This is a genomic window from Plantibacter sp. lyk4-40-MEA-4 (genome assembly GCF_030209415.1).
In the GTDB taxonomy this organism is placed as follows: Bacteria; Actinomycetota; Actinomycetes; order Actinomycetales; family Microbacteriaceae; genus Plantibacter; species Plantibacter flavus_A.
Genome location: NZ_JARVSA010000003.1, coordinates 300,843 through 315,879, shown reverse-complemented (window position 1 = coordinate 315,879; position 15,037 = coordinate 300,843). Strand labels below are relative to the sequence as shown.

13 protein-coding genes are annotated in these 15,037 nt (G+C 70.8%); 4 read left to right on the top strand and 9 right to left on the bottom strand.

The window, feature by feature from the left end; translation table 11 throughout:
- The first annotated feature begins 14 nt into the window (after positions 1 to 14).
- The 3 genes from QRN44_RS06690 to QRN44_RS06680 all read left to right on the top strand — a co-directional run bounded on the left by QRN44_RS06690 (position 15) and on the right by QRN44_RS06680 (position 3,270).
- Positions 15 to 1,241, top strand: coding sequence for a serine hydrolase domain-containing protein (locus QRN44_RS06690; protein ID WP_285038642.1), 1,227 nt, complete (start codon positions 15 to 17; stop codon positions 1,239 to 1,241).
- A gap of 68 nt (positions 1,242 to 1,309) precedes the next feature.
- Positions 1,310 to 2,611: a sensor histidine kinase gene (locus QRN44_RS06685; RefSeq protein ID WP_285038641.1), complete on the top strand. Its 1,302-nt coding sequence runs from the start codon at positions 1,310 to 1,312 to the stop codon at positions 2,609 to 2,611.
- Complete coding sequence (locus QRN44_RS06680) at positions 2,608 to 3,270, top strand: response regulator (protein ID WP_285038640.1); 663 nt, start codon at positions 2,608 to 2,610, stop codon at positions 3,268 to 3,270. Before QRN44_RS06685 ends, QRN44_RS06680 begins: the two co-directional genes overlap by 4 nt.
- 5 nt (positions 3,271 to 3,275) lie before the next feature.
- Here QRN44_RS06680 and QRN44_RS06675 read toward each other — a convergent pair whose 3' ends face one another.
- The 5 genes from QRN44_RS06675 to QRN44_RS06655 all read right to left on the bottom strand — a co-directional run bounded on the left by QRN44_RS06675 (position 3,276) and on the right by QRN44_RS06655 (position 6,661).
- Positions 3,276 to 3,770, bottom strand: coding sequence for an RNA polymerase sigma factor (locus tag QRN44_RS06675; RefSeq protein WP_285038639.1), 495 nt, complete (start codon positions 3,768 to 3,770; stop codon positions 3,276 to 3,278).
- Positions 3,767 to 4,426 carry a hypothetical protein gene (locus QRN44_RS06670; protein WP_285038638.1) on the bottom strand — a complete coding sequence of 220 codons (660 nt, stop codon included), beginning with the start codon at positions 4,424 to 4,426 and terminating at the stop codon, positions 3,767 to 3,769. Before QRN44_RS06670 ends, QRN44_RS06675 begins: the two co-directional genes overlap by 4 nt.
- 156 nt (positions 4,427 to 4,582) lie before the next feature.
- Positions 4,583 to 5,158, bottom strand: coding sequence for a leucine-rich repeat domain-containing protein (locus tag QRN44_RS06665; protein WP_285038637.1), 576 nt, complete (start codon positions 5,156 to 5,158; stop codon positions 4,583 to 4,585).
- Between the two features lie 54 nt (positions 5,159 to 5,212).
- Complete coding sequence (locus QRN44_RS06660) at positions 5,213 to 5,653, bottom strand: META domain-containing protein (protein ID WP_285038636.1); 441 nt, start codon at positions 5,651 to 5,653, stop codon at positions 5,213 to 5,215.
- Between the two features lie 90 nt (positions 5,654 to 5,743).
- Complete coding sequence (locus QRN44_RS06655; protein ID WP_285038635.1) at positions 5,744 to 6,661, bottom strand: PhzF family phenazine biosynthesis protein; 918 nt, start codon at positions 6,659 to 6,661, stop codon at positions 5,744 to 5,746.
- 157 nt (positions 6,662 to 6,818) lie between these two features.
- On the opposite strand from QRN44_RS06655, the gene QRN44_RS06650 reads away from it, so the two are divergent.
- On the top strand, positions 6,819 to 7,826 hold the full coding sequence (locus QRN44_RS06650; RefSeq protein ID WP_175116833.1) for a glycoside hydrolase family 26 protein: 1,008 nt from the start codon (positions 6,819 to 6,821) through the stop codon (positions 7,824 to 7,826).
- On the opposite strand, the gene QRN44_RS06645 is transcribed toward QRN44_RS06650, so the two are convergent.
- The 4 genes from QRN44_RS06645 to QRN44_RS06630 all read right to left on the bottom strand — a co-directional run bounded on the left by QRN44_RS06645 (position 7,823) and on the right by QRN44_RS06630 (position 15,018).
- Positions 7,823 to 9,994: an alpha-galactosidase gene (locus tag QRN44_RS06645; RefSeq protein WP_285038634.1), complete on the bottom strand. Its 2,172-nt coding sequence runs from the start codon at positions 9,992 to 9,994 to the stop codon at positions 7,823 to 7,825. The genes QRN44_RS06650 and QRN44_RS06645 overlap by 4 nt on opposite strands.
- Positions 9,995 to 10,019: 25 nt before the next feature.
- Positions 10,020 to 11,999: a DUF2264 domain-containing protein gene (locus tag QRN44_RS06640; RefSeq protein ID WP_285038633.1), complete on the bottom strand. Its 1,980-nt coding sequence runs from the start codon at positions 11,997 to 11,999 to the stop codon at positions 10,020 to 10,022.
- Positions 11,996 to 13,927: a heparinase II/III domain-containing protein gene (locus tag QRN44_RS06635; protein WP_285038632.1), complete on the bottom strand. Its 1,932-nt coding sequence runs from the start codon at positions 13,925 to 13,927 to the stop codon at positions 11,996 to 11,998. The genes QRN44_RS06640 and QRN44_RS06635 overlap by 4 nt, the downstream gene beginning before the upstream one ends.
- A 62-nt stretch (positions 13,928 to 13,989) precedes the next feature.
- Complete coding sequence (locus tag QRN44_RS06630) at positions 13,990 to 15,018, bottom strand: hydroxyacid dehydrogenase (protein WP_121289229.1); 1,029 nt, start codon at positions 15,016 to 15,018, stop codon at positions 13,990 to 13,992.
- Positions 15,019 to 15,037: the final 19 nt, after the last annotated feature.

Genomic DNA, 15,037 nt, shown 5'->3' with positions numbered 1-15,037 from the left:
AAGGAATCACCCACATGAACGACCAGACCCAGACCCACACTCAGACCAAGACGCAGCACCAGACCCGTCACCGCACGCTCATCGCCGTCTCGGCCGCCGCCGCGCTGCTCGCCGGAACCGTCTCCCTCAGCGCCTGCTCCAGCGCCACAGAGCAGACCGCCGGCACCGGCTCCGAATCGGACCCACTGCAGGACCGGATGCAGTCGCTCGTCGACGCCGGCTACCCCGCGGCGCTCGCCTCGGTGATCGGACCGGACGGTGAGGCGATCGATGTGGCGGCCGGTATCGGCGACCTCGCGACCGACGAGCCGGCCCCGGTCGACGGCGAGGTGCGGATCGCGAGCAACACGAAGATGTTCGTCTCGACCGTCGTCCTGCAGCTCGTCCAGGAGGGGAAGGTCGCACTGGACGCCCCGATCGACACCTACCTCCCCGGGCTCATCACCGGCGACGGCATCGACGGCACCCGCATCTCGGTCCGTCAGCTGCTGCAGCACACGGCGGGGCTCCCCGAGTACGCCGACCAGATCGCCGCCGACGCGTTCGCGGCACAGGAGCGCTACACCTCACCCCGCGACATGCTCGACATCGCCCTCGCCAAGCCGGCCGTGTTCGCGCCGGGGGAGCGCTGGGCGTACAGCAACACGAACTACCTCGTGCTGGGACTACTCGTCGAGGCCGTCACCGACCGTGCACTGCCCCAGCAGATCGACGAGCGCATCGTCAAACCGCTCGACCTCGAGCACACCTACTTCCCGGCGCCGGGCGAACGCGAGCTGCGCGGGGAGCACCCGCACGGGTACCACGCGAAGACCGTCGGCGACCTCCTGGACATCACGGCCCTCGACTCCTCCTTCGCCTGGTCCGCTGGGGCCATGGTGTCCACGCCGCACGAGCTCAACGTCTTCATGCAGGCCCTGCTCGACGGTGAACTCCTGAACGAGGAGAGCCTCGCCGAGATGCAGACCACGGTTCCGGCTGGCGACGAGCTGTGGCCGGAGGCGACGTACGGGCTCGGCCTGCAGAGCTACCCGCTGAGCTGCGGTGGTGTGGCCTGGGGCCATGGCGGCGACATCCCGGGAACCCAGACGCGCAACGCGGTCGGTCCTGACGGCACGGCCGTCACCATCGCCGTCACCTCGCTGCCGTGGGCGGTCGTCTCGCCCGACGACAACGAGCGGTTGATGGAGCAGTACCGGATCGTCGTCGACGCCCTCGACGCCACCCTCTGCGAGCGATGACCGCTGCTCACCGGACGCCGAGCACCGGCCCCCACCGGGGTCGGCGCTCGGCGTGGTTGACTCGACCCATGACCTCTCCCGCACGGCCCGCCCCGCTCGCGGCCCGTCTGCGCTCGGCGCTCCCGCCGGTCCTGGTCCTCGCCGGTGCGGTCGGGTACCTCGGGGTCGTCCCGTGGGTCGACGAGCTGCACGCCGTGCCGGGTCGGATCCCGCCGTGGGTGCATGTGGCCCTGGTCGTGCTCCAAGCCGTCGCGCTGCTGCTGCGGAGCCGGTACCCGGTCATCGTGTTCGGGGTCGTGGTCGCGCTCGACCTCGTGATCCTCGGCAGCACCGGCGGTGAGCTCGGCCTCGGCTCGTTCGGGGTGATCCTCGCCACCTACGCGCTCGCCCGTCGCGAGGACCGTCGAACGGTGGTGGCCGCACTGGTGACGGGCGCGGCGGCCACGACGGTCGTCGGCGGCATCGCGATGGCCTTCGGGTCGTCCGAGGAGCCGCTCATCCTCGTGTTCGCGGCCGTCGCGCGCATCGTGCTGCAGTACGTGCTCCCGGCCGGTGTCGCCGAGTATGCACGGGGGCGCGAGCGCCTGCTGTCGGCGATCGAGGACCAGGCGCGCATGGCCGAGAACGAGCGACGGATCAGTGTGCAGAACGACCTCCGCGCCGAGCGCACCGCCCTCGCCCGGGAACTGCATGACATCGCCGGGCACCACCTGTCGGGGATCATCGTCAGTGCCCAGGCGGCCAGCGCGCTGGTCGAGCGCGACCCGGAACGCGCTCGGGCGATGCTCCAGACGGTGCAGTCGGACGCAAGGACGACGCTCGTGGATCTGCGGCGGACGGTCGGCCTGCTGCGCAGCGATGATGCGGACGTCCAGCGCGGCGGAGACGGATCGACGCTCGGTCCGGCGACAACCCCGACCATTTCGGCGATCCCGGAACTCGTCGAGGCGGCGCGGTCGCGTGGGCAGCACGTCGCGTACACCGTGACCGGTGAGCCTCGGGTGCTGGGTCCGCTCGCGGAGACGGCCGCGTACCGGACCGTCCAGGAGTCGCTCGCAAACGCCGCTCGCCATGCGCCCGGAGCCGTCTGCCGCGTCGCGGTGCGGTTCGAGGTGGACGCGATCGAACTCACCGTGACGAACGCCGCGTCGTCGCAGCGGCCTGCTTCACCGTCGCGCGACGGCTACGGCCTCTGGGGCATGCGCGAGCGCGCCGAACTCATCGGAGCGCGTTTGACCTCGGCACCGACGGACGAGGGCGGGTGGCGCAACCGCCTGACCATCCCTGACGAGCACCGTCCCGACGAGCACCGCCCCGACGAGCACCGCCCCGAGGAGCACCGTCCCGACCAGCATCGGAGTGATTCATGATCCGCCTCCTCATCGCCGACGACCAGGCGGTCGTCCGCGCCGGCCTCTCGGTGATCCTCGGTGCCGAGCCCGACATCGAGGTCGTCGGTGAGGCGATCGACGGTGCCGACGCGGTGCGCTTGGCGAAGGAGCTGCGGCCCGACCTGATCTGCATGGACATCCGGATGCCGGGCACGGACGGGATCGCGGCGACCCGCACGATCACGGCGGACCCTGAGCTCGACGCCGACGTCCTCATCCTCACGACCTTCGACGTCGATGCGGACGTGTTCGCCGCGCTCGAAGCCGGGGCGGCAGGCTTCCTCTTGAAGGGTGCCGACGAGACGACGCTGCTCGCCGCGATCCGGTCCGTCGCAGCGGGGGAGGGGACGCTCGACCAACGCCTCACCCGTCGCATCCTGCGCGAGTTCTCGGAGCGCCGGCGGGAGACGCCCGCGGCCGCGACGGCACCGGCGGAGTCACCGCTCACCGACCGTGAGTTCGAGGTCCTCGACCTCCTGGCGCAGGGACTCTCCAACGCGGAGATCGCCGAGCGGCTCTTCGTCGAGCCCACCACGGTGAAGTACCACCTGGCTGGTCTGCTGCAGAAGACGGGAGCGCGCGACCGACTCCAGGCCGTGCTCTGGGGGATCCGGGCGGGGCTCGTCGACCCGCGGTGACAGGTTCAGCTCGCGGGCACTCCGAGCGCCGCGCGGAGCTGCTCTTTCGCTCTCGCGTATCGGGTGCGCGCAGTCGAGTCGGCGATGCCGAGCAGCCCAGCGGCCTGCACGATCGTCAAACGCTCCCAGTGGATCAGCCGCACCAGTTCACCCAGGTCAGGGTCCAAACGGTCGATCGCATCTCGGATCTCCGCACCGTCATCGGCGGCCGGCGCGACGACGGGCATCAGCGCATCACCGCGGATGCGGTCGGCCAACGCCCATCGGCGGCGCTGCCCGCGAGAGTGGTTCAGCAGTGCGGTGCGGGCGATGCCGAAGAGCCACATACGTGCCTGCTCCGCGTCGAGGGGAAGGTCGTCGACGCGGCGCCATGCGACGACCATCGTCTCTCCGAGGAGGTCAGGGGCCTCATCGAACCCGACGCGTCGTTGCAGATAAGCGAGCAGGTCCGCCGACGACTCGCTCAGCGCGGTGGTGATGCGGACGTGCGCTCGCTTCACGAACCAGACCCGAAGGAGTAGGGCGCGTTGTCCTCGTCGAAGCAGTTGATCTGCCCGTTCCGCTCACTCCCGTTTATGCGGGGATCGCCGCCGGAGATACCGTGTGCGTTCAGCTCATCCCACTCCGCTTCGTTCACGGCCGCATCCCATGCGGTCCACTGACGCGCCCATTCCCGGTTCGTCGCTTCCCCCGGAGGCAACGTCTCGAGCGTCTCACCCGGCTGCAACTCAAGCCCGTCAACCTCGTCCAGCTTCTCAGGGACGATCGCCTCCACGGCGGTACGCACATCCGCCGAGCGATACCAATCCCGCAGGATCCGGTTCACTTCGGCCACGTAGCCAGGATCCGCGCCCCCCGTGTACTCGGAGAACCGCAGCTCGCACGAAAACCCGACATCCATGGTGAAGGTCACGGCACCGATCGGTTCCTGCGCCCACGGCGCCCAGGAGAACTGGCCGGTGGCAGCTGCGAGACTCGCTCCGCTCGTCGCGAGGACCGCCGCAAGTCCCGCTGTGATCAGGACCTTCGGACGGAATACGCGGGGAGTGTGGCGGCGGGCATCCGCAGCCATCGCGTCAAGGTCCGCTTGCGCAGCCGGGCGAGCCGGTAGCGCGGACCGATCAAGGAGTTCATCGAACGCTTCCCTGGTCATCATGCCTCCATCGTCAGGGTCATCTCACCCCTACATGTCCAGCACCGGACCATCCGTCCGCCCCGAGTCGAATCTGTGCGGCGCAGCATCCCGGACGAGGAGGCTGCGCCGATGCTCGAACCCAGCAGTCGAGCCCACTCTCCTCTGCCCCCAGCGACGTCACTCGTCGAGGTAAAGGATGTCCAGGTCACCACGATGCGACAGCGCCCCGAGGTGCGCGGATGCCGACCGTGAGACCACCAGGGTCTGCAGCTCCGCCAGTGCCTCCAGCGGACGGTAGTCCTCGATCGGGGCGCCCGCCACGCCCACGGTCACCAGGCCCGTGAGGGCACGGATCGGGTCGAGGTCGGAGACGTTCGTCCCGCTCAACCACAACTTCTGCAGGAGGCGGAGCGGTCGGAGCGGCTCGATGTCGCCGACCGGCGTCTCGCCGAGCTCGAGCACCGTGAGTGCCTGCAGCCCCGACAGCGGACGGAGATCGGCCACGCGCGTCTCGCTGAGACACAACTCTTCGAGGTCTCGAAGGCCTGTGAGTGGACGGAGATCGACGACATCCGTGCCTTCCAGCCCGAGTCGTCGGAGTCCGTGGAAGCGTTCGATGCCATCCAGCACCGTCGCCTCATCGACGACGATCTCGCTCAAGCCCTCCGAGCCCGCGCCGTGCGGCAACCCGCGCAGATGCTCCCGCACGGCAGCCCGCAGCCCCGCGTCCCGCAACGATTCGACCTCATCCACCCGATGATCCTCTCGCACCCACCGGCGAACACCCGGCAAGCCCGGAAGGCCGGTTCACTCCGAGCGCTCGAGCGTGCCGATCTCCGTGCCGCTCCCGTCGAGGACGACGAGTTTCGTGTCGGTCCAGGTGCCGGATGCTCCGCCCGACAACCAGGTGTCGACCCCCTCGCAGGCCATCCGCGTGGACGCCAGCGGCGCGAACTCGACCGTGTCGCCGTCGGCCGTCCACGAGCCCATGAGTCGGTTGCACCCGTCGGTCCCCGTCACCGTGCCGTCCTCCGCGAACACCAGCGACGGGCTGTTCTGCGCGTCGGCGTCTCCCCAGACGCCGACGACACCGACAGCGTCGCCGGACTCGGCGGACGCAGTGGTCGAGGGGTCGGCGCCGCTTTCGGCCTCGGAGGCGCATCCCGCGAGGGCGATCGCGAGCACTGCTGCACCGATGACGCCGAGGCCCGCGGTGCGCCCCCGCTTCGATCCGCTACCTGTGAACATGTCCATCCCCTCCGGAGGCCGCCCGGCCGCGACTGGCTCGATGCTAGCGCGAGGCCGAGCCACGGCTCATCGGTCCATGGTGGCCGCTGCTCAGGGAGCTGCGATCGCCTGCGCGGTCCCCGACACGGTGATGCCGCCGGTGGTGGGGACGTCGACCGTCAGGAGGCTGGGTGCGCCGACGTGATGACCCTGCCGGATGATGACCTGGGCCGGCGGGGTGACTAGGCCGAGTGCGCGCAGATAACCGCCGAGTGAGGCCGCAGCGGAGCCCGTCGCCGGGTCCTCGGTGATGTCGCCGACGGGGAAGAGGTTGCGGGCTTCGACGAGCAGGCGCCCGGTGTCGTCGAGACCGTGGCCGTGCACCACGGTCACCGTTCCGGCCCAGCCCTGCTCGTCCATCAGTCGGCGCAGCGCGGCCGGATCGAAGGTGAAGGCGTCGAAGGCGTCCTGGTCGCGGACGGCGACGACCGGGTGCCGGTTGCCGGCGAACGATTCACGCAGCGGCCACCGCTCGTCGAGGTCGGAACGCTCCAGCCCGAGGAGCGACAGCAGCCGATCGGCGATCTCGGCGTCGAGCTCGCGCACGGTGGTTTCGACGCTCGTGAACGACGCGGTGATCGTGCCGGTGCCGCCGGTTATGTCGGTCGTGTCGGCGTCTGCGTCGGAGGCCGTCTCGACGACGAGCGGCCCGACGTTCGTCTCCAGGGTGAACCGCCCGACGCCACGCCGTTCCGCGAGGGCGACCGCGGTCGCGATGGTCGCGTGACCGCAGAACGGCACCTCGGCACCGGGGGAGAAGTAGCGCATCCGCACGTGCCGGTCGTCACCGTCGACACCGGGATCGACGACGAAGGCCGTCTCCGGGTAGGCGACCTCGGTGGCGATCGCCTGCATCTCGGCCTCGGTGAGCGTCGAGGCGTCGAGCACGACCCCCGCGGGATTGCCGCCGCCGGCCTCGGCGGCGAAGGCCGTGAGGCGGAGGATCTCGGGCGGTCCGGCGTTCGACATCCGTCGATGCTACCTCTCCTCGCCAGGCCCCGCCCGGAGCCGCCGCCATCGCGATGAGTTTAAGCAGTAATTTATGAAAGTCCTTGACGGCACCCCGCCCCTACCGCGATCCTGGGGTCGCCGCCCTCCGACGACGCAGGGCGGAAAGGAGATGGACATGACATCGCACACCCGGAGGACGCGCATCGCACTGGGCGCCGCGCTCGTCCTCGGCCTCGTCGGCTCCGCCGTCGCGCAACCGGTGGACGCCGAGGCGTTCCCCGCGAAGAACAAGGCCACGGTGATCCAGTACCTCAAGACGATCGCCGGGACGAACATCGTGTCGGGCCAGCACAACAAGGAACCGGCGAGCCTGCCGGGTCAGTACACCCAGCAGGTGAAGGACGTCACCGGGCAGTATCCCGGGCTCTGGGGCGGTGACCTCATGTTCCGCGGGCAGGACGCCGCGAACCGACAGCGGGTGATCGACCAGGCGAAGACGGAGTGGGCGAACGGCTCGCTCGTCGCCCTCACCTGGCACGCCTGCTCACCGACCGGACCCTCCACCTGCGAGTTCGACGGCGGGGTGAAGACCCAGATCTCGAACGCCCAGTTCACGCAGATCGTGACGGGAGGCACCGCGCTCAACACGACCTGGCGGCAGCGGATGGCCGAGGTGGTGCCGTACCTGCGGCAGCTCAAGGACGCCGGGATCCCCGTCCTGTTCCGTCCGTTCCACGAGATGAACGAGACCTGGAACTGGTGGGGTGGCCGCTCAGGCGCGAACGGTGGCGCGAAGATCTTCCAGCAGATGCGCGACTACTTCGACGCCCAGGGCCTCGACAACCTCATCTGGGTCTGGAACGTCCAGGACAACCCGCAGGGAGGGTGGTCGGGCTACTACCCCGGGAACTCCTACGTCGACGTCGTCTCGCTCGACGTCTGGTACAAGAACTACCCGAGCACCGCCGACTACCAGCAGCTGCAGTCGATCGCCGGGACGAAGCCGATCGCCATCGCGGAGATGGGCAAGGTGCCCGACGCCAACCTCCTGCAGTCCCAGACGCGCTGGTCGTACTTCATGATCTGGTCCGAGCAGCTGCGCGGCAACAACTCGAACACCGAGATCCAGAACACCTACTTCCACCCGAGGGTGCTCAACCAGGGTGAGGTGGTGCTGCCCTAGTCGTCGACCGCGGCGACCTCGACGATCCACGCCCGTTCGGGCGGGGTCGCCGGGGTCTGCAGGCCGGCGTGGTGGAGGGTCGCCCCGGACATCACCACGCCGGTCCAACCGGCGTGCGGACCGTCCACGCCGTCCGGTTCACCGAACCAGGCGGGGACGGTGCGCCCTCCTGAGGGCTCGCCGATGCGCAGCGGCCGGACCCGGTAGCGACGCTCCGGGTCCAGGCCGCGGAGCGTGAACCGCCCGATCCTCGCGACGTCGGAACGCCCGAGGAATGCGAGGGAGAACAACGCCTCCGACCGGTCCGCGGCCACCACCCCCGTGATCTGGAGGGCGTCGTCGACCACGTCCTCACGGACGAGCCGCCCCGTGTGCAGCAGGGCCCTGGTCGAGCGGTAGAGCGCGAACCAGTCGGCCAACTCCGCGAGTTCCGCCGGGGAGGCCTGCCGCAGATCCCACTCGACCCCGAGATGACCGAACAGCGCCGTCGCGGCCCGGAACGACAGCTCGTGCGATCTGCCCGTCGTGTGCGACCGACCGGACGCGATGTGCGCACCGAGGCGCTCGAGCGGGACCAGCTGAGCGGTCCAACGGTTGATCTGCTGCCGCTCGAGCGGGTCGCTGCAATCGGAGGCCCAGACCCGGTGGGTCCGTTCGAGGACGCCGAGGTCGACCCGCGAACCGCCGGAGGAGCAGGACTCGATCTCCAGCTCAGGGAAGCGGTCCGCGAGTCCGTCCATCAACCGGTAGACGGCCGTCGTCTGACGGTGCACACCGGCCCCGCCGTCGGGTGCGGACCCGGCGTCGACCAGGTCGCGGTTCTGATCCCACTTCACGTACGCGATGTCGACCTCGGTGAGGATCGCGGTCATCCGTTCCAGGACGTACGCGAAGGCCTCCGGACGGCCGAGGTCGAGGACCTGCTGATTCCTCGCCGGGATCGGCAGTCGACCGCCCGTCTGCATGATCCAGTCCGGGTGTTCGCGGGCGAGGTCGGAGTCGAGGTTCACCATCTCCGGTTCGAACCACAGACCGAACTCCATCCCGAGCGCGCGGACCCGATCGACGAGCGGTCGCAGTCCGTCCGGCCACACCTCCTCGTCGACGTACCAGTCACCGAGACCGGCCCGGTCGTGCCGCCGACCCCGGAACCAGCCGTCGTCGAGGACGAAGCGTTCGATCCCGAGCGACGCGGCGACCTCCGCCAGCTCCACGAGGGCGTCGACGTCGTGATCGAAGTAGACCGCCTCCCACACGTTGAGCGTGAGCGGCCGGTCGCGGACCGGATGACTCGGCGCGTCACGCAGGTGCTCGTGGAACAGTGCGGCCTGCTCATCGAGCCCGTCACCGTAGGCCCCGTACACCCACGGGCTCGTGTAGGCCTCGCCGGAGCCGAGGCGGACCTCGTCCGGCAGGAGCAGCTCGCCACCGCCGATCACCTGGTCACCGGTCGAGAGCCGCTCCGCGACGTGTCGCTGGTTGCCGCTCCACCCCACGTGCACGCCCCACACCTCACCGGCGGCGAAACCGAAGCCCGGGACGCCGACGTTCAGCACGAGCGGGGTGTCTGGGCCGGTCCGTCCGCGGCGGTCCTCGCGGACCCAGGCTCCCACGCGGAGTGGACCGCGCTGCGGCGTCCGCTCCTTGCCCCACCGGCCCGCGAGGTCGAGCACCTCGCGCGCCCTGGCCGGGATCGGCAAAGCCAGATGCAGCTCGTCGAGTCGGTAGACATCGTCGGCGGTGTTGCGCAGCGTGGCGCGGACGCGTAGGAGGCCGACCTCGCTCAGCTCGAACTCGATCCGGACGGCCAGCCCCGCCTCGGCGTCCTCGCCGTCGACGGTGACCGCGCGCGAGGTGACCAGCGCCGGCCTCATCGTGAACAGCGGCGACCAGTCGCGGCCGTCCCGGCTGCCGGTGATGCCCGGCCGGCCGAGCCAGGCCTCGCTCTGTTCCGGAAGCACCGCGAGGCGGGTCGGTCGATCGGGTGCGTTCTCCGTGACGAACCGCTCCGCACCGCGCACGACATCGGCGAGCTCCCGATCGTCGAGCGGACCGAGGTCGGCTCCCCAGTGCGCGATCGACGGCAGGCGACCGTCGCGCAGGTCGATAACGACGCTCACGGCGCGCGATCGCAGGTGGACGACGGGCTGTCGGGTGTCGATGGACATGGGGGCCTTTCGGATGGGTGCGTGGTCAGTCCACGGACGGGCGTGCGAGCTGGCCGTCCCAGGGGACGAAGGTGGCGAGGTCGACGTCGTGCACGGCTCCGTCGGTCCACCGTGTGACCAGTCGGGTCCCGGTCACGTCCACCGCGACCGGGAGGTCGGGTGTCTCGCCGTCGTCGAAGCGGAGGGTGTGGAGTGCGGCCAGGACGGTGTGCCCCGGAGTGCTGGCGGCGTACAGCGCCGGGACCGCTGAGTGGGGACCGAACGCGTTCGCGTCACGGTAGGCGACGGCCTCCGCGCGGTCCCAACCGTGCAGCCCGACGATGGTCGCTGCGAGCCCGTCGCGACCGACCACCGTGGCCCGAGGCGCGGCCACAGCGGGATCGACCTCGGTGCGCAGGATGGCGTCGTCGGCGACGGCCGCACCGCCCTCGCGGACGGTCCAGGCGCGCGTCGATTCGACCAGGTGCGCGCGGAGCTCCTGATCGCCGCGGACGATGCTGACCGTGGTGACGGCGCAGCCCGGCCACACCCGGCCGTCGAGCTGTGGGAGGTGCACCGAGCCGGAGATCTCGCCGACGGTCCGCATCCCGCGGATCGCGGCGCGACGACTCGCCCGCCCGTCCTCGTCGAGCAACGCGAGATGGCCGTCGACGTTCTCCTCCCACGCCGCGCTCGTCCCCGGAGCCGTGTGCGAGGAGTACCCGAACTTGGCGTAGTGCGGATCGTCCGCGTCGGCGCGAGAGGGCTCCACGGGGATCTCGCAGTGGTCGCTGCCATGGTTGGCGAGCGTTACGACACCGTCCCGCTGGGAGCGCAGGATCCATCCGACCGCCGGCAGCACGGTGGTCTCCGGCGGCCCGTCGGTCGGCTGCGAGCGTTCCGGAGCCGTCCACACCGGGTCGTCGCGGTCGATGGCGAGCCCGAGGAACCCGATGCCCGCGAGGTAGGACGAACCGAAGCCACTGTAGCTCTGCGCGGTGGGCTCCCACGGTCCGTACCAACCGAGACTCAGCGGGCCGTCGACGCCGACGCCGTGCCGGACGAACCCCGAGACCACCCCGGAGGCCAGGCGTCGCGTCGCGCCGGGACTCAACGGGTTCACCCCCGAGAGCTCGGCGCACCAGAGCGCGGCGAGGGCGGCCGTCCGATAGCTCAGCGAGCGACCGATGTGCACCATCGACCCGTCCGGCGCGACCATGCGCGCGAAGGATCCGGTGAAGTCGTGCAGCCGTTCCAGATGCCGCGAGCCGTCGGCCGTGCCCGTGCGGTCGGTCATGCGGTACCAGGCCCAGAGGTAGGGATGGATCGCCCACGCGTTGTAGTAGTCGATCGCGTGTTCCGGACCGTCGGTGTACCAGCCCTGCTCCAGGTGCCACGACTCGACCCGGGCGACGTTCCGCGTGCCGTTCAGCCCGGTGACGTCCTCGTCGACGGAGCGGAGGAATGCCTCCGCCATCGCCGGGAAGAGCTGCCAGTTGTTGTGCCAGACCTCGAGGCGCGCATGGTGGCGCAGCCAGTCGGCGATCTGCACCTGCTCCTTCCGAGTGAGCCCCGCCCACAGCCGGTCGCGACTGACGTACAGGCCGAACGCGATGTTCGCCGCCTCGACGATCGAGTTGGTGACGCCCGTGCCAGGGGCCCGACACGTCACGCCCAGCGGCCAGGACTCCGGACCGTCCGGGGCCGTACCGGCGAGGAGCGCCCGGCTGTACCAGGCGACGAGGTCCTCGACCCCGTCACCATCGCCGTCTCCACCGCCGGCCATCCGCGGTGCGGCGAGGAGGAAGGAGCGACCGACCGCCTCCATGCCCTCACGGGCGACGCCGTCGCGGGTGACCCGACCGGGCAGCCGAGGGATGCCGCCGAGCGGGCTCTCGAACCGGCGGACCTCCGCCAGCCACCGGTCGGCCGTGACCTCCCAGTGCGCCCGCGTCCACCCGGTGAAGGGTGCGGCGACGGGGTCCGCGGCCGGTAAACGGAACGGCGGGAGCGGGTCGGGCGTCATCGTGGGGCCTCCATCGGTGCTCCCGGTTCCGGGTACTGTTCCGCGCGGCGCACCCGCAGCGCGTGTGATCCGCTCGTCGCGGCGGCGCGCTGCACGAGCCGGATGCGGAAGACGGCCGACCCCCAGACCTCGTGGAGCTTCGGGTCGTCGATGTCGATCCGGTCCACCGCAGTCTCGAACGCGGGGTCGGTCTCCAGGCGCGCATCGCCGACCTGGATCCCGGTGCCCGTGATGATCGGCTCGACGGCGGTGAGGAAGGTGAGCGTCATCCGCATCGGTTCCGAGAACGCCCAGTCGTCCTCGATCAGGACGGTGCCGGCCGAGCGGTCGAGCGACACCGTGCGGTCGAGCGCCGTCAGCCGAGCCTCGGCCGGATAGGCGCCCAGGAGGGACATGGCGAGCACCGCGCGTCCGTCACCGTCGGAGAACCGCGTCCCACTCGCCGCGAACCCCCGGCCATACGGCTGTTCGACACCTGCGGGGAGCGGCACGTTGTGGAACGCACTCCGCATGGTCCAGATGCCGTAGCGGGTGTCGGGCATGAAGGTGTCGCGGTGGTACACGCCCACGCCGACGTCGATGAGGACGGGTGCGCCGTCCAACGAGACGATCACGCCGCCGGCGTCGTTGTGGTTGTGACTGACGTCGTTGTGACCGCCCTTCGCGGCGACCGCCCACCCGTCCACGCGACCGGCGTGCTCGCGGAACACCGCCACCTCCGTTCCCGGTGCGTACCAGGAGGAGGGCATTCCCGGCGTGGCGTCGCCGGCCGTGGTCCACGCCGGGTCGAGCAGCTCCGCGAGTGTGCGGCGGAACAACGGAGCCAACTGCCCCGAGAAGCCGAGCGGATGCGAGCGCCCCATCCAGCGGGCGTGGGCCGCCACCTCGTCGTCGCCCACGCGCTCGCCGAAGCGGGCGAGCAGGTTCCAGGTCGCGTTCGTCGGCAGGCTCGCGGACCCGTCCGAGAAGTTGACCTGTGACTCGCCGGAGAGCTGCATCACCATCGGGAAGCGGGCCATCGCGGCCACCGGCGCGACCGCGAACCCATCGAACGCGCCCTCGGTGACCTCGCCGAGGAGGTCGAGCGCCTCGAACAGCGTCGCCCCCGCCCACCACCAGTAGGTCGCCCCCTCGTCGCAGCTGCCGTCGTCGGCGTAGCCCGCTCGGAACCGGTCCAGGATGACGAGTGCGCGGTCGATCGACGACGCCAGCTCGTCCGGGTCCGTCTCGACCACCGCCGAGCACACGAGGACGTTCGAGACGATCCACGGCGCCCAGTTGTTCGGCGGGCCGTCGAGCCCGTGCCAGAAGTCCACCTCGTTCCGCCACGGGTCCAGCACGCGACGCCGGATCTCCGCGTGCACCCGCGAGCGCAGCCCGGGGAAGGCCACCTCCAGGCGGTCACCGGCGATCGTGTCCACCGCGGCGAGCATGCCGCCCACGTAGGCGTCGGACAGGTCGAGGATGTCGCGGCCAGGGATCGGGAGGAACGGGCGCTCGCCGGACTCCGGCAGGGCGTAGTGGGAGGGCAGACACCACGCGGTCAGCTCGCAGAGCCGCCAGACGCGGTCGCCGAGCTCGAGGACCCAGGCCTCGTCGTCGGTCGAACCAAGGGCGAGCGCGGACGAGGCGACCGCACCGAGGAGCGCCTGCTGCGCCGTCTCGTAGGGGGTCCGGTCGCCGTCGGAGCTGTACCGCGCCCAGAGGGACAGCGTGGGCGGGTTGCGGTCGGCCTCGACGCACCAGTGCCGCGCGGCGGCGAGCAACGCCGTCCGGTCCCGCTCCGAGACCCGGTCCCAGGCGGTGCGGTCTCCGACCGGCGGCCCTGCGCGCCAGCTCCCGACGCGTAGGGCTCGGCGCGCCCGCGGCGTGAACTGCTCGGCGAAGCTCGTGGTGGTCGGCGCGCTGGTGGCTGCTGGGAGGGGCATGGTCTGGCCTCTGCTGCGGTTCGGTGGTCTGCGGTTCAGTGGTGTGCGGTTCGGTGGCCCGCTCACGCCTGGAGCGCGAGCGCGGCGATGGTGATCGGTCGTCGGAAGGCACCGGTCCTGACGAGGTGCAGGACCTCGTCCACGGTGTTGGTGGCGAGCCGGCCGAGTTCGTTCCCGGCCGAGCCGGCGATGTGGGGTGTGATGACCGTGTTCGGCGTCGACCACAGCCGTGAGGTCGACGGCAGGATCTCGGGGGAGGTCACGTCGAGGATTGCGACGAGGTCGCCGCGTTCGAGACGATCGGCGAGGGCCTCGTGGTCGACGAGGTCGCCACGGGCGGTGTTGATGACGGTGGTGCCGGGACGCATCAGCCGGAGGAGTCCGCGGTCGACGAGGTGCCGAGTCGAGGGCAGCGCCGGCGCGTGGAGGGTGACGATGTCGCTGCGTGCGGCCAGCTCCTCGAGGGTCACGCAGGGTACGCCGATGGCGAGCTGCTGCTCGTGGTCGAGCGTCGGGTCGGCGACGAGCACCCGTACGTCGAGGGAGGCGAGCCGTTCGATGACGAGCCGACCGATGCGCGAGGCCCCCACGACCCCCACGGTGATGCCGTGGCTGCCGACGGTCGGCCAGGCCCGCTCGGCGTCGACGGGGGCGTTCGAGGACCGCAGCGTCTCCGCCGCCCAGAACGTCCGCTTGGCGGCGAGCACGATCATCGCCACGGTGAACTCGGCCACCGGTACCGCGTTGGCCGCGGCGCTCGACGTCAGCGACACGTGACGGTCGAGCAGGGCGTCCGTGACGATGCCGCGGACGCTGCCGGCCGAGTGGGCCACCGCGCGCAGGGACGGGAGCATCCGCAGGAGCGGCTCGTCCAGCGCCGGGGACCCCCAGCCGGTCACGATCACCTCGGCCTCGGCCAACAGCGCGCGGTCGTCGACGCGCTCCGGACGGAGCGGGCGGTCGGACAGGAGATGGAGGCGCGACTCGGACCGCAGGCGAGCGAGGTCGAGCTCGGAGAACACCCGCTCGAAGGTGCCCTCCGGCATGAGGAAGCCGACCGTGCCTCGGAGGGCGCTCTCGCTCTGCAGCATCGTCGCCTCCTGGTCGTCT